Origin of the sequence: Tuberibacillus sp. Marseille-P3662 (genome assembly GCF_900178005.1) — a bacterium.
GTDB lineage: Bacteria > Bacillota > Bacilli > Bacillales > Sporolactobacillaceae > Marseille-P3662.
The window spans coordinates 423,042-439,847 of the sequence record NZ_FXBS01000005.1 but is presented as its reverse complement, the minus strand read 5'-3'; the positions used below and the strand labels follow the sequence as shown (position 1 = coordinate 439,847).

The 16,806-nt window shown below is 40.9% G+C and carries 16 protein-coding genes and 1 pseudogene; 2 read left to right on the top strand and 15 right to left on the bottom strand.

The features are described from left to right. Positions 1–17: 17 nt before the first annotated feature. A complete protein-coding gene (locus B9Y89_RS08240; protein ID WP_085522744.1) occupies positions 18–314 on the top strand; it encodes a hypothetical protein in 297 nt (98 codons plus the stop codon). Positions 315–484: 170 nt separating this feature from the next. Here the strand turns inward: B9Y89_RS08240 and B9Y89_RS19480 are convergent, their stop codons facing one another. From B9Y89_RS19480 to B9Y89_RS08190, 9 genes are all read right to left on the bottom strand, one after another. Further along, on the bottom strand, positions 485–1,276 hold the full coding sequence (locus B9Y89_RS19480; protein WP_085522743.1) for a 3D domain-containing protein: 792 nt from the start codon (positions 1,274–1,276) through the stop codon (positions 485–487). 981 nt (positions 1,277–2,257) lie between these two features. Beyond that, a complete protein-coding gene (locus tag B9Y89_RS08225) occupies positions 2,258–3,451 on the bottom strand; it encodes a thiolase family protein (RefSeq protein ID WP_139822757.1) in 1,194 nt (397 codons plus the stop codon). A 19-nt stretch (positions 3,452–3,470) separates the two neighbouring features. Continuing rightward, the gene (locus B9Y89_RS08220; protein WP_217807179.1) at positions 3,471–4,112 is read right to left on the bottom strand and encodes a 3-oxoacid CoA-transferase subunit B; all 642 of its coding nucleotides are present in this window, start codon (positions 4,110–4,112) and stop codon (positions 3,471–3,473) included. Beyond that, a complete protein-coding gene (locus tag B9Y89_RS08215; RefSeq protein ID WP_085522740.1) occupies positions 4,109–4,795 on the bottom strand; it encodes a CoA transferase subunit A in 687 nt (228 codons plus the stop codon). Before B9Y89_RS08215 ends, B9Y89_RS08220 begins: the two co-directional genes overlap by 4 nt. A 316-nt stretch (positions 4,796–5,111) precedes the next feature. After that, positions 5,112–5,840: a carboxymuconolactone decarboxylase family protein gene (locus B9Y89_RS08210; protein ID WP_085522739.1), complete on the bottom strand. Its 729-nt coding sequence runs from the start codon at positions 5,838–5,840 to the stop codon at positions 5,112–5,114. Between the two features lie 22 nt (positions 5,841–5,862). After that, the gene (locus B9Y89_RS08205; RefSeq protein ID WP_085522738.1) at positions 5,863–6,549 is read right to left on the bottom strand and encodes a cyclase family protein; all 687 of its coding nucleotides are present in this window, start codon (positions 6,547–6,549) and stop codon (positions 5,863–5,865) included. A gap of 15 nt (positions 6,550–6,564) precedes the next feature. Beyond that, positions 6,565–7,614 (bottom strand): zinc-dependent alcohol dehydrogenase, encoded by a 1,050-nt coding sequence (locus B9Y89_RS08200; RefSeq protein ID WP_085522737.1) that lies wholly within the window; start codon positions 7,612–7,614, stop codon positions 6,565–6,567. A gap of 39 nt (positions 7,615–7,653) precedes the next feature. Further along, positions 7,654–8,991, bottom strand: coding sequence for a short-chain fatty acid transporter (locus B9Y89_RS08195; RefSeq protein ID WP_085522736.1), 1,338 nt, complete (start codon positions 8,989–8,991; stop codon positions 7,654–7,656). Next, entirely contained in the window at positions 8,988–9,941 is a 954-nt protein-coding gene (locus B9Y89_RS08190) for a 3-hydroxyacyl-CoA dehydrogenase NAD-binding domain-containing protein (protein WP_085522735.1), read from the bottom strand. Before B9Y89_RS08190 ends, B9Y89_RS08195 begins: the two co-directional genes overlap by 4 nt. Before the next feature lie 278 nt (positions 9,942–10,219). Here B9Y89_RS08190 and B9Y89_RS08185 point away from each other — a divergent pair, with 278 nt between their 5' ends. Continuing rightward, on the top strand, positions 10,220–11,011 hold the full coding sequence (locus tag B9Y89_RS08185; protein WP_085522805.1) for an IclR family transcriptional regulator domain-containing protein: 792 nt from the start codon (positions 10,220–10,222) through the stop codon (positions 11,009–11,011). A gap of 109 nt (positions 11,012–11,120) precedes the next feature. On the opposite strand, the pseudogene B9Y89_RS08180 reads toward B9Y89_RS08185, so the two are convergent. From B9Y89_RS08180 to B9Y89_RS08155, 6 genes and pseudogenes are all read right to left on the bottom strand, one after another. Beyond that, a pseudogene (locus tag B9Y89_RS08180) lies at positions 11,121–11,225 on the bottom strand (SDR family oxidoreductase); the annotation flags it as partial. Positions 11,226–11,301: 76 nt separating this feature from the next. Continuing rightward, positions 11,302–12,231 carry a nucleoside hydrolase gene (locus B9Y89_RS08175; protein WP_085522734.1) on the bottom strand — a complete coding sequence of 310 codons (930 nt, stop codon included), beginning with the start codon at positions 12,229–12,231 and terminating at the stop codon, positions 11,302–11,304. A 22-nt stretch (positions 12,232–12,253) separates the two neighbouring features. Next, positions 12,254–13,435: a NupC/NupG family nucleoside CNT transporter gene (locus B9Y89_RS08170; protein ID WP_085522733.1), complete on the bottom strand. Its 1,182-nt coding sequence runs from the start codon at positions 13,433–13,435 to the stop codon at positions 12,254–12,256. 119 nt (positions 13,436–13,554) lie between these two features. Next, positions 13,555–14,490 (bottom strand): pseudouridine-5'-phosphate glycosidase, encoded by a 936-nt coding sequence (locus tag B9Y89_RS08165; RefSeq protein ID WP_085522732.1) that lies wholly within the window; start codon positions 14,488–14,490, stop codon positions 13,555–13,557. Next, positions 14,474–15,448 carry a carbohydrate kinase family protein gene (locus tag B9Y89_RS08160; protein ID WP_254901215.1) on the bottom strand — a complete coding sequence of 325 codons (975 nt, stop codon included), beginning with the start codon at positions 15,446–15,448 and terminating at the stop codon, positions 14,474–14,476. The genes B9Y89_RS08165 and B9Y89_RS08160 overlap by 17 nt, the downstream gene beginning before the upstream one ends. Positions 15,449–15,618: 170 nt before the next feature. Continuing rightward, positions 15,619–16,713: a carbohydrate kinase gene (locus B9Y89_RS08155; RefSeq protein ID WP_085522730.1), complete on the bottom strand. Its 1,095-nt coding sequence runs from the start codon at positions 16,711–16,713 to the stop codon at positions 15,619–15,621. Positions 16,714–16,806: the final 93 nt, after the last annotated feature.

The following is a 16,806-nucleotide window of genomic DNA, read 5'->3' as shown; positions in this document are numbered from 1 at the left end:
AGGGAGGTTCTCATGATATGCAAAATGAAGAGATCCTTAGTGAAGCTTCAAATCGTAACAACGGCGTACTTGGAAAGACCTCCAATGCTTTCATGGCGGCATTTTCTTATGCCATCTTATTTGTAGCATTAATGCTATTAACCGGTGGAAACATTACCACTAACACCCTTGGGATCCCAGCCATCACCCTTTTTGTCGTTGTTTCTTTAGCTCAATATCTTGTTGGAGGGAATACTAAAAATCCTCGGTGGTTAGTCGTCGGTTCATTTATCATTTCGGTAGTAACAGCTATAGCTATGGTCATCATCGTCTGAACCATAGCTGAGACAGCTTATATAAACGATGATTGTTGGACCTATGAAAATAGGTCTCTTTTTTATAGAAAAAACATCCACCCGCTATTGAATAACGACAAGTACTAAAATAATACAAAAAAGCTTGTAGATATTGATCTACAAGCTTTTTTCTACCTTGCTGCTTAAAACTATTTTTCTACGACAGTTACATCCACTTTTCGTTCGCCCCAATTTTTAGCCTTGGACTTTGTCGGGAAGTAAACATCGATTTTCTTTCCGTCAATGGCACCCCCAACGTCCCCAGCTATTGCATCACCATAACCTTCAACATGCACTTTCGATCCTAATGGAATGACGTCTGGATCAACGGCAATAACTTTTGCATCTGGATTTTTATTGAGGTTAATACCTGTCGCCGTTACCCCATTGCCACCGGCACTTTTCGCTGTATATGCCGTAGCCGTTACAGTAAAGGATTCATCTTGCGCTTTGTCATTCTTTTCATTTTTGTTTTTATCTTTAGTTTCTACTTTTTGCTCGGTCTGAGCATCAGCTTGTGCCTTCTTTGCTTTTTTGTCTTTCTCATCATTCTTATTAGATTGCTCAGCAGTATTTGGATCCTGACTTGTATTCATATCATTAATGGCTAACTTTTGACCGATAGTAATGAGATTCGATTCAAGATCATTCCATTTCTTCAATTGATCTACCTTTATATCATGCTGACTTGCAATCTCAGATAATGTGTCACCTTTTTTAACTGTATATTGCTTGTTCGTTAATAGTGTTTGATTGGGATGTATAACAGTTGAATTCAAGTCATTTATTTTCATTAAGTCGTCCACTGAAGTGTGATATGTATTGGCTATACTCCATAAACTATCACCTTTTTGTACCTTAACTTCCTCGGCTGAAGCAGTCGTAAGAGAAGCACCTGCTATGACAATTCCTAGCGTTACTGACGCTACTAACTTTTTCATGAAATAGGCCTCCTTAAGTTTCATTGGTGACAATGCTATCACATACTTCTATGTAATACGGTTACACAGAGGTTAAGAATATATTACTTAGTTGGTCGTTTCGGAGGCTTATAACAGTTTCAATCCCCATAAAGATAGAAACCCTACAGGAATCTAAGATTCTGTAGGGTTTCTTCGCCATAATCGCAGTCAACAGAAAAAAGTAACCCACCCTGCACCTAGCCAGTAAGGGGATGGGTTACTCCCTGAATCGGTCACCGCTATCTTGCGGTCTGTAACTGTAGGACGATAGGTATTAGAGTACCTAGCGTCCTTAATTATTTTATATACCCTAATCACAATGATTTCAAATCCGAACATGGGTGCTTATCACCATCATTCTTTCATTTCCCCTCATATATTTTAGCAAAGACATAACGATGTAAATGGATGATTTTTGATTAGATTGCTCTTCTATATGCCGTCACTAATTCCTTCTGTTTCTGATAAGATAAGGTTACCCATTTTGATACCTAAACCCTACTGAAATTTAATTGAATATAATTTACCGCATCAGTTGCAATTGAGAGGATAAGAAGATGAGAAAATATTTTTGGTTAGTCCCATTTTTAGTTCCTTGGTTATCATTCTGGTTAATATTAGTTAAGATTGGAGATATAAACACCCTTCCATTGCTCGCTTTTCTATTACTATTATCTTTAATTTTAGCTATTAAGAGCCCTGAAGGAGCCGGAAAATATTTCGCCATATTAAGTGCCGTTACTGGGATAGTCATATTTGTTTTAATTATATTACTTCTATATATTATCGGCAGTTTCATGCAGTGAAGAGCAAATAATTTTATAACACAACCCACCAACAGTAAATGACTGTCAGTGGGTTGTGACTATATTTCTATTCCAATGTAATTACCTCACGCAATCTAGAAAGGGTTTTAATACGGAAGATTTGAAGACATAGGTGTACACAACAAGGCCCTAATTACAGCTGCATATTTTCAACAATTGTTGATATGCCCATACCTCCCGCGATACATAACGTAACTAAGCCATATCTTTGACCGGTGCGTTCTAATTCGTGGAGTAATTTCGTCATGAGGATGGCTCCCGTGGCCCCAATGGGGTGACCCATTGCGATTGCACCGCCATTTGGATTCACTTTCGCATGATCAAACCCCAACTCATTCATGCAGGCAAGTGACTGAGCGGCAAATGCTTCATTCAATTCCACAACATCAATGTCTTCAATGGATAACTCGGTTTGTTTCAATGCTTTTCGTGTGGCATAGACAGGACCCATCCCCATCAATTCCGGCGAACATCCTGCCGCAGCTTGAGCAATGATTCGTGCTTTAGGCTGATAGCCACGCTTCTGTGCTTCCTCTTCGGCCATAACCAGTAAAGCGGCTGCGCCATCATTGCGCCCGCTGGCATTGCCGGCAGTAACGGTACCGCCTGATTTGAAAGCAGGTTTTAATTTTCCTAGCTTGTTGAGGTTTGTTTCGCGAGGATGCTCATCGACACTGAATTCCACCGTACTTTTACGATTGTTCACTGTGTAAGGGGCAATTTGATTATCAAAATAGCCTTTGGACATCGCATTTTTGATCTTTTCTTGGCTGCTCATCGCAAATGCATCTTGTTCTTCTCTCGATATGTTATACTTCTCTGCAACGTTTTCTGCGGTTAACCCCATATTCAAGTCCCCGTAGTCTTCTCTTGGCTGAGAACCGGGCTGACTAGCTGTATTCGGATCCTTTAATGAGACGTCACCGGACGTCACACCGAACCTGACACCACTGACATAATAAGGAGCCGTGCTCATTGATTCGCTTCCGCCAGCAACGATGATATCACTTAATCCGAGCTGGATTTGTTGAGCTGCAGCGTTCACCGATTGAAGACCGGAACCGCATTGCCGGTGAAGCGTATAGCCAGGGACTTCGACAGGGATCCCAGCACGTAACATGGCAACCCGTGCCACATTTGATGCATCAGAGCTCTGTTTTGCCTGCCCTAAAATCACTTCATCAACAGCACTTTTGTCCAAATCTGTCCGGTTCAAAAGTGCTTCGATCACATGTGATCCGAGATTATCTGCGGTTTCATTGACCAATGTTCCTCCAAGTTTTCCTACAGCCGTTCGTACGGAGTCAATAATCACTGGATGTTTCAATTCATCACCCTCCATCTCTCTATTCAATAAATTCAGCATCTGTCTTTTCTCTGATTTCTTCAATAGTAGCGCCTGGCATCATTTCCACCAGTCTGAGCTGTTGATCAACCACTTCAAATACCGCTAATTCCGTCATAACCATATCAATACTGCGGGTTGATGTGATTGGATACGTGCATGCCTTTAAAATTTTGCTGGAACCATCCTTGGAAGTATGACTCATCGTTACAATGACCTTTTTGGCACCGACGAGTAAATCCATAGCACCGCCAACCCCCATGATATTTTTCCCAGGAACGGCCCAATTGGCGATGATACCTGTCTGATCAACTTGCAAAGCACCTAAAATAGCCACATCAACATGACCACCGCGAATCATCGCAAACGAATCAGAACTGTTGAATAAAGACGCACCCACGGATTCTCCAACTGGCTGTTTCCCTGCATTCACAAGATTGGGATCAATATTGTCTTCCTCTATATCCGTTACACCAAGTAAACCATTTTCCGTATGAAGGTAAATGTCATCATCGTCCATATATTCGGGTATGAGGGTTGGTATCCCAATCCCTAAATTCACTGTTAACGGACCCTGTAATTCTTTTGCAGCCCTTCTGGCGATCATGTTCTGCATTTCTTTCTTGGTAAATTTCGTTGTCATTTGCTAACGACACCATCCTTTGTCAGGATTCTTCGTGCTTCAACGATTGTGTCAACATATAGATGAGGGGTCACAATAGCCTCTGGATCCAATGTTCCGGGCTCCACAATCTCATCGACTTCCAAAATCACATGTTTTGCTGCTGTTGCCATCAATGGATTAAAGTTACGAGCTGTTTTATAGTAAACAACATTGCCCAATGTATCAGCTTTGTGAGCACGGATCAGCGCCACATCCCCACGAATTGGCTTTTCAAAAATATACTTTACACCGTCAATTTCACGTTCTTCTTTTCCTTCTGCCAATTTTGTACCGACCGCTGTTTTCGTATAGTAGCCCCCTAATCCAGCACCACCAGCTCTTAATGACTCAGCCAACGTTCCTTGTGGCTTCAGTTCCAGTTCAACTTCACCTTTCTGATATTTATCACCTACATCCCGGTTGCTGGTGAAATAGGAACCGATGCCTTTTTTTATTTTATTTTGGTTTAATAATATTCCCAGGCCTTTTCCAGATTCACCGAGATTATTACTAACAACTGTCAGATCGTACACCTCTTTTTTCGTCAACTCGTCAATTAATGTGAGCGGGGCACCTATCAATCCAAAGCCCCCAACGAGTACGGTGTCCCCGGATTTCACACAGGATAAAGCTTCCTCTACGTCTTGTTTGATTTTTGTCATACCTTCTCCCCCCGTTAGATTATTTATTGACCACATTCAAGGGTCTTTTCGTAAACTTTGTTGCTATTTCAGAGGAGGGTTGATTTCCGCTACAGGATACTCGCTTTCCGCGGGGCGGGCGGTGAGCCTCCTCATGCCCACAGGGATGTGGGTAGGATCTGCGTTGTCACAGGACGTGACGAATTTAGCTGATCATCCTTAATCGCCTGTGGGGTCTCACCTGTCCCGCTTCTCCCGCTGGAGTCTCGAACCTTCCGCTCCAATCAACTATAAATATTAATCTTGCTTCTTCATCTCTGGAAACGAGATTGGTAGATTATTCTAGATATTCACTACCCTCAAACCATGCGGGGATACCGGCTGTCAGCACTCCTGTCAGTGTCACTTCAGCAATCTCTTGATCGGTTGCGCCTAATTTCTTAGCAGACTTAACGTGTAATGCGATGCCCTTTTCGTATCGTTCAGCGACATTAATGCCAACCAGTACCAATTCTTTCATCTTTCTCGGGACGACCCCATCTTTTAAAATTGACGTCCTCAGATTCCCATAATGCCGTAATACCTCTGAAGCGTCTTTCTCCATGATGTCGACCCAATCTGCTTTAACACCGCCTGCTTCGTCTTTAAAATAAGCAAGCGCCTCATTCACATCTTGAAAATCCAATACCCTATCATATTCCGTTGGTTCAGATGATAGGTTGTTACCTGTTTCCTTGGCATATTGAATGGCTTTGATGCCTTCAAACCAAGCCGGGATACCCCTTGATAAAATACATGGGGTAAGGATCTCAACCAATTCAGGGATTGTGGCGCCCAATTGGATGGCTCTTTTCGTATGATCCATCATCCCTTTTTCATATCTTCTTGCGGCATTCATGCCGACAAGCAGTAACTCTTTATCTTTCGTAGAAATGGCTCCGTCTTTCATAATTTCACTTTGGAGATTGGCGTAATACTCAAGTGCCTTCGGTTGATAATCATTCATTTTCCGAACCCATTCCGGCACTTTTCCATAATTGTCTTTAAAATCATTCAAGATATCCAAGGAGTGCTCCCTCCCTCATCACTTACTTCTCTTCCACAAATGCAATCGCTCTGACCGGGGAAGCTGTCGCATTTTTCATTTTTAATGGTGTCGCATTGAATTGAAAGCGTTCCTGCTTTGGCAATTTCTCAAGGTTGACTAAGTTTTCAACAATATAAATGTTTTTGCCAAGGACCTCTAAATGAACTTCCCGTTTCATATTGTCATTCACATCAATATTCGGCAGATCCAAACCTACTGTCTTGACCTTCTTACCCGTGATCCATGCTCCGGCGCTTCTCGCAAAGGCTTTTTCACTAAAAAATCCTTCATCACCCCATGTGCCTTTTCGTGTACGTATGAGGAGGATATCACCTTCCTGGACATGTACACCTTGCCTTGCTTCTGCCTGATCCAGCATCTCGCTCGTAACCGCCTCATCCGGACCCTTAAAATCAGAAACATCCAGTAAAAGGCCAGCACCCATCGTTTTCTCCAATGCCATTTCACTTGCAGATTCTCCACCTTCAATAAAGTGAACGGGTGCATCAATATGGGTACCGCTGTGATCTGAAAATGCTAACATCCGGGACTCAAACCCCTTACAAGGGAGAATATAACGATCTTTAGAATTTTCAAAAGTAGAGTGTTCTTTGATTTGAACAGGCGGATGACTCGCAAATGACTGAAGCCCATCATAAAGTTCCAACGTCAGATCAATAACATTCATACAAACGCCTCCTGTCTACTCACTAATTTTTAATACAATTTTGCCTGCCGCTTTATTTAATGCCCCATCAAAAGCCTGTTTAACACTTGCAATGTCATAATCTTCGGAAACAAGTTTGTCAAAAGGAAAAGCCTCATCTGCCGCATAGTCCAGCGTTCGTCTAAATGTTGCCCCGGTGATTCCATAACTGCCCTTAATTTGTATCTCTCCGCGAACGATTTGATCCATTTCTATTGAAAATGTGTTAGTGGAAATACCCACCAATACAAGATCACCGCCTTTTTTTAAAACCTTAACGGCATTTCTCGGCACCGAATGATGTCCGGAACAATCGATGACCCCATCATATCCATGATTTATATTTAATAAATCATCAACGATGGTTTCAGAGGTTATCACGGTATGATGGACGCCTAATTCCTTTGCCTTTTCCAGTCTCATTTCATCGCCTGGAACGCCTACCATAACGATATTGTCAGCCTGCATCCCGACTAATAGACTCGCTACACCTAATCCAATGGGTCCGGGGCCGAATATGACAACAGATTTCCCGGTGACCGCTGTCTTCTCCACTGCTGTAAGTCCAACAGCTATCGCTTCTGCTACGGCTGCAACATTATCCGAAACCTTATCAGAGATTGGAACAACATTTTCTTCAGGAACAGCAATGAATTCTGCCATCCCACCATGTTGCCTAAAACCATATTGCAATGATTTCGGCGCTTTCTTGTTTGTAAAGAAAGCATTATGATCACAACGATTACCTTCACCACGAAGACAATAGTTACATTCCCCGCAAGGAACATATGGATTGATGACAACACGTCGGTCCTGCAAAGCTTGATTACTCGTCTCTATTACAGTGCCGGTTATCTCATGCCCCAATACGAGCGGATAGGATATCCAGTCATACCCTTCATGGCCCGCATACATATGCAAATCACTACCGCAGATCCCGACACGATTCACTTTAACTAAAACTTCCCTATCTTTAATGTTCGGTTTTGGTAAATCCGTTACCGACAGTTCATAAGGTTGGTCATTAGACTTAACAACGGCTTGCATCAAAGTCCACTCCTTTTTACTAATATCTATTGATTAACACTACCCGAGAAAGCCCCAAAGCAGGAAGGAGGCGCCGAAGACAACCCCAAGCCATAGCATAATGACGACCATATAGCCCATGACAGCTTTTAAAGGTAATTTTGATATAGCCAATACAGGCAAGATCCAGAATGGTTGGACCATATTATTCCAAGCGTCCCCAAGCATAACAGCCATTGCCGTTTGATTAAGTGAAGCGCCCAGCTCCTCAGCTGCCTGAATCATAACCGGACCCTGAACAGCCCATTGGCCTCCACCCGAAGGTGCTAATATATTGACAAGGAATGCACTAATTAAGCTCCAAAATGGTAAAGTGGCCCCCGTGGAAAAGCTTGCAAACCAATGAGCAAACGTCGTAATTAATCCGGATCCAACTAAAATAGCCATAATCCCTGCATAAAATGGATATTGTAAGACAATACCTGCTACGGTTTTAATGCCATCCGATACAGCACTTAAGTATCGTGCAGGCGTCCCCATTAATAAAATGCCAAGAAATAACATGATAAAGTTCACTGTATTTAGATCCAATGAACCCCCTTGAATAAAATGGGTCACAATATAGATAAGGCCTAAAACACCAATACTAATACCAAATACATAACTATGATTCATACGATTAGCAAATGTCTGCTCTTCCGCACTCGCGGACTCCTTTGCGGCATCTGTAACCTCTTCCACAATCTTAGGATCAATTTCGATAATCTCTTCTTTTTTCTTAGGATGAAGCTTAGCATTTAATATAGGTAGTGTAATTAATATGGCTAAGGTCATAAGAATCATTGGCAAAGAAAAAATCGTTTCACTCATCGGAATGGTTCCCATCTGTTCTTCAAGGAAATGACCAGGAGTTGCAATGGTTACGGGGATTGTTCCAGACACTCCCGAACCATAAAGGGCAAACCCACTATATCCAGCTGCAATAATTAATGGATAGTGGACGCCTTTGACCTGTATGGCCAACTTTTGTGCCACAATACCACCGATGACTAACCCAAATCCCCAGTTAAATAGACTTCCAATGCCTCCAAACAAAGTAGCTGTCACGATCGCTGTGGATGGTTTTCTGATCTTGGAAATCGACTTATCAATGGTCTTATCAACCGCCGGTGTTTTGGCTAATACATACCCTGTAAGCAAAATCACCGTCATTTGCATGGTGAAGGATAATAGATCCCAAAAACCATCACCCCAATAAGCGGTTGTCTCTATAAAACCAGCCCCTTGCACAGTCATGGCTAAGATGATCGATACAATGGTCAGTCCAATGGCTATAACAAACGGGTCAGGTAAATACTTATTTACCAAATTTGTAAAAAGGTTTGTCGCTCTTTTCATCCTAAAGGCCCCCCTGTTTCCTTGTTTTGTCCGATTGTCTGAATCAACTCAATTAATTGCTCATCTTTATTTTTAACATCATTTCTATCATCTTTTGTCTCCCAATCATAAAACCCTTTGCCAGCCTTTAATCCGGTTTCCCCTTGATCTACCTTTTCTTTTAACAATGGAGATGGGGCTGCCGAATGACTCAAATCTTTATACAAATAAGATGCAATATCATAATGAATATCCAGACCATTGATATCCCGCTGTTCAATGGGTCCTGTCAGCACCATGCGAAGACCAATACTCCATTTGACAACGGTATCAATATCCTCAGCAGACGCTACTCCTGATTCCAGTAAGGATATCGCTTCTCTAGCAATCGCATGTTGGATCCGGTTACCGATAAAACCCGGAACTTCCTTTTGCAACAGGACAGGCTTCTTCCCCAATTCGTTTAAATAGTCCACGATATAACCCGCTGTTGCATCAGAAGTCTCACGGCCTTTGACGACCTCTACCAACGGTATAATGGCTGCAGGTGTAAAAAAATGTGTGCCAATCAAACGTTCTGGATAATCCAAATTTAAAGCGATTTCAGAAATGGATAGACCTGACGTGTTTGTCGCAAATAGTGTATCTGTACTGCATAGGTCTTCCAACTTCAAAAACAGATTCTGCTTCCATGCCAATTTTTCCGGAATAGCTTCAATAACTAGATCAGCTGTCAATCTAGCTGGTAATCCATAACCGATTTCGAGATTAGAAAGATCATAAGCTGACATTTCATCCAAACAATTTTTTTCATGCAACTTCTCTAACTGGTTTTTAATTGATACTTCGGCATGTCTTGCAACATTGTCATTTTCATCGATTAATAAAACGTTTACATTGTTTTGTAACAAAAATTGGGCTATACTCCTGCCCATATTACCAGCACCAATAACTGCGACAGATTCAATCATTTACTCATCCCCAAATAAATCCTTTTTGCAAAACATAGCTAACTCCATGAACTTACTGAATCAAACCTGTGTTAACTCTAGCCATTGCATCCAACTTTATAAAAATGGTTACTGATATCTATATCTCCTCCTTCAAGATGTGAATGGCTTTTCTCATCAATGAAAAATTTATCATGGCTCATTAAAACACTTGCTAAAACAAATAAAATATTGTACGCTATGTGTACAATATTTTATTATGCGTACATATTATAGCATGGGAGGCATATCAATTGTCAATGGAAGGTTCGAACAATTTCAATAAATCTCAAGATTATATCCAATCATTAGAAAAAGGACTCAACGTCATCCAGGCATTTTCGGAAGAAACCCAGACATTAACCATTAGTGAGGCCGCACGGGTCACCGGGCTATCCAGACCAACTGCACGCAGAATCCTTTTGACTCTAGAGCATCTTGGTTTTGCCAAATCAATGAATGGTGTTTATTCACTGACAGCCCATACATTAACATTGGGTTATGCTTATCTTTCCTCCCAAAACATATGGAATATCGCTCATCCGTTTATGAGGGACTTTGTTGTTGAGACAGGCGAGTCAAGTTCAATTGCAGTTTTGGATGGTACGGATATTATTTATGTTGCGCGTGTTCCAACGAAAAGAATCATGACAATCAATTTAAATGTCGGATCTCGCTTGCCTGCTTACGCCACATCTATGGGACATGTCTTATTAGCCCATCTGTCACAAGATGGTTTTAACCAGTTTTTAGATAATGCCACTTTTGATAAATATACCGATAATACGATAACGACCCAAGAAGAATTAATAGAGAATCTCAATCATGTTCGTGAAAGAGGATGGGCATTAGTAGAACAGCAGCTTGAAGAAGGACTCCGTTCCATTGCAGTCCCTATTAAAAACACTGATGGAAAAGTCATCGCAGCCATCAATTGTTCGGCACATGCTGGTAGAATTAGCAAGGAAACATTGAAGGAAGCATACTTGCCCCTGCTGTTAACAGCAGCCGACAAAATCAGTAAAGGAATTTCAAGTTTTTCACAGTATTAAAGATTGTCAACAGAACATCCGAATGTATATGATAAAGGAAGCCCTGTTTTGTCTTTCGACCGACAAAACAGGGCTTCCTTTTTACTTATTTCCAAATTGAATATGGTTATTAAGCAAATTCCACGCCGCCATCTATTAATACAGATTGGCCAGTCATGTAATCAGAATCGGACGAAGCCAAAAAAGAGACAAAGTTGGCAACATCTGTTGGTTCTTAAAATATAGCGTTAAAACAAATCGTTTACCTGACTTTCTAACTGCTTAATGGCACTCCCGCGGTGAATGAGATTCTAGTACGTTTTTAATGCCTCAATCATTAGCTGCCAAAAGCCTTCTACATCAAGTTCTAATCCAAACTTTGCATTAACCTTTCTGCCAGTGACCCCTTGAAGATCAATGAGCGTTGTCCCTTCTGTATACTCTCCTTTCGTTTCTACCGCAATATTAACGTCCTTAGTCGCAAAAAGTTCTGGTGCAACACAATAGGCAACAGTCAAGACATCATGTACAGGTGCCCCATCGAAATCAAACACCTCTTTATAGGTTGAGGCAAAATACGTCAATAATTCACCGACTATGTTAGCAACATGATTATCAATTGCATTCACCTGATCAATCACTTCTTTGGTTGCTAACGCTTGATGTGTTATATCTAATCCCATAACTGTTGTAGAAATCCCACTATTAAATACTTTCTTTGCAGCTTCGGGGTCAGCCCAAATATTAAATTCAGCAGTAGGTGTCCAGTTACCAAAAGTACCACCACCCATAAGGACGATCTCTTCAATATTGTCCTTAATCTCTGGCGCTTTTGATAAGGCTAAAGCAATATTGGTTAAAGGTCCTGTTGGCAGAATAGTCACCGGCTCTTTTGACTCTTTTGTCAGTCTTATAATGGTGTCAGAACCATGTTCCTCCCCCCAGCTCAGTGAAGGCTCAGGCAGCTCTGGACCATCCAAACCTGAATCCCCATGAATCTCAGGGGCGTTTTCACGCCATCGAACTAATGGTTCACTCGCCCCTTTTGAAACAACAACATCAGTTAATGAAACCAATTCACAAATTTTCAACGCATTCATCGTCGTTTTATCAATATCTGAATTTCCGGTGACAGTAGTGATCCCCAGAATATTCAATTCTGGCTGAGCGGCAGCTAGTATCATCGCAATCGCATCATCATGTCCTGGATCACAATCCATAATTATATTTCTCGTTGTCATCACTTTCACCTCTATATTAATATTAAATAACTAATCCCATAATGGTACCTGATATGACGGAAGCTAGTGTAGCTCCTAGTAATAGTTTTAAAGCAAATTTCGAAACGTAACTCCCTTGTTCTTCACTGATAGATTTAATTGAACCTGATATAATCCCCACAGTACCAAAGTTAGCAAAACTGACTAAATAAACAGATACAATGGCGACGGTTTTTTCAGAAAGATGCTCTGAAATATCACCAAAGCTTAACATCGCAACAAATTCATTAGTAACAAGTTTGGTAGCCATTATACCCCCTGCTTGTACGGCTTCTCCCCATGGGACCCCCATTAGGAAAGCGATTGGTGCAAAGACATAGCCCATCACCGTCTGGAAGGAAACATCAAATAAGCTTTGAAATATCACATTAACCAATTCCATCAGGGCAATAAAGCCTAAAAGCATGGCGGCAACGGTAATTGCAATTTTAAAACCATCCATAACGCTGTCCCCAACCATCTGGAAAAAAGGGACTCTTGCACTTTCTTCAGTCTGTAGTAAATCATCTTCGTCATCCAAGTCATATGGATTGATAATATTCGCAATAATAAGCGCGCTAAAAATATTCAATACAACTGCAGTGACTACGTATTTTGGCTCCAGCATGGTCATATAAGACCCAACCATTGCCATACTGACAGCACTCATGGCAGACGTACAAATAGTGTAAAGCCGTTTTTGCGATAGTAAAGGAATTTGTTTGATAATGGTTAAGAACACTTCCGGTTGTCCAAATACAGCCGTGGATACGGCAAAGTAGCTTTCCAGCTTACCCATTCCTGTGATTTTACTTAAAACTAATCCTATATATTTGATGACAAAAGGCAATACTTTGATATAGTTGACTATACCTATTAATACCGAAATGAAGACGAGGGGTAATAAGGCTGTAAAGAAAAACGTCGATGCTCCTTCGTTCACCATACCTCCAAACACAAACTGGACGCCTGCATCGGCAATGGCCATTAACTTCTCAAACAACTCTCCCACTTGAGCAATAGCAATAAGACCGATACTCGTATTCATCATAAAATAAACTAATAGAATTTGGACTGCCAACATTATGAGAATACGTTTATATTTAATTTCTCTCCTATTATTACTAAATATAAAGGCAATAACAAAGGCAAGCAAAATGCCTGTTATCAAGAATATAATATTCATACTCAGTTGCTCCTTTTATATGATATCGTTTTCAAACACTGTTAAAAACAACTTCTATAAAGTATAGCGGTTATCAATGCCGTAACAATTAACTTTATAGAAGTTGAGTGGCTCTTATATCAGAACTGATTTGGTATTATTTGAGCTTGGTTATTAAAACAAACTGCGATTTGTGTACCGACTTTTGTATTGTGTTTAACTAATTCTATATTCGCATCAAGGCTTTTACCGTTCGTTAATTCCTTAACTTTCGCTAGCAAAAATGGTGTGCTGTCTTTACCGGAAATTTGATTGTCTTCTGCTTCTTTAATAGCTTGATTGATAATGCCATCAATATAAGTTTGATCCATGGCATATTCCTCAGGAATTGGATTAGCGATGACAGCGCCACCCTTAAGGTTAAGGTCCCATTTCGTTTTTAATACATCAGCAATAACATCAACTGAATCCGTGGAGAAATTTAGCGGATGGTCACTTGTTCTTGTATAAAAGGCTGGTAAGACTTCTGTTTCATATCCAATGACAGGAACCCCTTTTGTTTCGAGGTACTCTAATGTTAGAGCTAAATCTAGAATTGACTTGGCACCGGCACAAACGACCGCGACGTCCGTTTGAGCGAGTTCTTCAAGATCAGCCGAGATATCCATAGTTGTTTCAGCCCCTCTATGAACCCCGCCAATACCACCCGTCACAAAGATTTTGATATCAGCTAAATCAGCACAAATCATGGTTGTGGCCACAGTTGTTGCGCCTAGTTGTTTTGTCGCAATAATATGGGGCAAATCACGTCTTGAAACTTTAGCTACATCAGAACTTTGTCCAAATAGCTCGAGCTCTTCAGCAGTTAAGCCAACTTTGATTGTGCCATCCATGATAGCAATGGTCGCCGGAACGGCACCGTTATCACGAACAATTTGTTCAACCTCACGAGCCATTTCAATATTTTGTGGATAAGGCATGCCGTGAGAAATAATGGTGGATTCTAAGGCAACAATGGCCTTCCCTTCTGCTTTTGCTTGTTGGACCTCTTCGGATAGTTCAATATATTGCTTCATTTGAAAACGCCTCCATGTCTGAATAAAATTGGTCTTCTGATAATTTTTGCCGGACTGTGTCTTTTGACATGATTGTTTTGTGTGCATTCATCAATCCAGATTTGATAATAAAATCAAATGGTTGTTCTTGTAACCAGGCATAAATAACACCTGCACAAAAGGAATCTCCTGCACCCGTAACATCGACAACCCTTGGTGTCTCAATAGCCGGAAAGTAATGAATCTCTCCATTCGTGGTCCCTGTCATGACACCCGCTGATCCATTCGTTACAATAACTTGTTTAACACCCAAATCAAGCCACTTCTTAACAGAGTTCTTCCAATCCCTTTTATCTTTTATCTCAATATTCATGAAATTTTCCGTTTCATCTTTATTTACAATCAGCCAATTCACAGCATTCAAGGTATTTGAAAGCCTATTCATTTTTGGAGACGAAACAGGAATAATGACGAATGGGATATCGTGTTCAGTTGTGAATGTACAAAGAAAATCAATGGTCTCACTTGGGCAATTCAAATCGACTACAATACATTTAGCTTTGAGAAGAATATCAGTATTTTTTAAAAGGAGCTCAGGTGTCATGTGATCAAAAATGTCCATATCCGCCAGGGCGATCGATAAATCACCGTTTTTATCTAAAACGGCTGTATAGGAACCTGTGGCGAAATTTTCTAAATCATGAACATAGTCCACATTCATAAAAGGTGAAGACAGCTGTTCAATATCCAACCAATCTGAATCATAACCTCTCGTTGAAAGCAATATCACGTCTTCCCCTAAACGCCCTAAGTTTTCAGCTATATTCCTTGCTACTCCACCAACCGATTTAGAAGAGGTGACTGGGTTAGATGTTTTGTTAACGATTTCATTTTTGATATATAATTTTTTGTCAACATTCGCTCCCCCTATACAGACAACGGGAGATGTTAGTTCTTTCTGATTAACCGCGTTAGACACATGCAACACCCCCTTATTAAACAAAAGTTTATCACAAGGACAATTGTTTAGCAAATAGAAAATGCTCTTTTCTTAATACAAAAAAAGCCGATACCTCCCTAATGTAAGGAAGTATCGGCTTTTACTGAAAAAATCTATTCTTTTTGCATATTGTCCCGTTTAATCTATCATCATTCATAGTGATTATCGGCAAGTGAATAAAGTTGATCTGCTGAAAAGTCAGCATTTGTTTCTGAAGTTTGCCATGTCACAGCAGATGCTGCCATACCCAAACGCACAGCATGTTCAAAGGATTCATCATGACTGATACCGAATAGAACACCGCCGATGAAGGATTCCTCTACACCTGTTCTATCTATAGGATTAGTAGGTAGTGGGTGAAAGTGTGCTTGTTCTCCATTAGCATTGACCCATAAGACGCCCTGTTCATTTAGGGTAATCATCACTTCCTTAACCCCTCTTTGTATTAACTGTTCCGCAGCTTTCTTACAGTCTTCAATCGTTAACGTCTCCATTTCCGTTAATGCCGCTACTTCATCACGAGTGGCAACCAGCACATCGATGCCCTGTAAATGAGAAGGCAGTTTCAGCGCTTTTGGTGCAGAAACGGTATGAACCCATAGAGACAATTGCTCATTAGCACATCGATTAATGAGATAAGTTAACGATGCTTCTGGAAGATTAGCGTCAGCAAATATGATATTGGATGATGCTAAATGCGACCAGCGGGCTTCAATGAATCCAATGCTGAACTGATCGTATACTTTCATATCAGCGACGGCTAGAACCATTTCTCCGGTATCATTAAGAATTGATGTATAAGTCCCTGTCTTTTCCTGATTCATTGCTAAGCATTGGCTAACATCGACGCCGTGACGTTTGGTTTCATCCAAGAGCCATTTACCGTCCCGGTCATCCCCGATTAAGGTCATCAACGAAACGTGACATCCAAGCCGCCCAAGGTTCTCCGCTACATTTCTAGATATACCTCCAGAGGACTGCCTAACCGTTGCAGGGTTGGACGTGCCGTACTGAACAGGTTTTAAGGTTTGTGACTTGCGATCGATATTTGCTCCACCGATACAAGTGATTTTTGCCTCTTCCTTAACGATATAAGCACGGCCAACGATTTCCCCTTTTTTCGTTAAGGTGGATATATATCCAGCGACCGCTGATCTCGAGAGCCCTAATTTTTCTGATAATTCTTGTTGCGAAATAAATGGGTTTTCTCTAATTAAAGCCAAAATATGCTGATCTTTGACCATATATTCCCCTACCTTATATTCAACATATCATTGCAATGTTGAGTATAAACTTAGCATTCGCCTTTTTCAATATTGATCACAGGTTGATAAGCA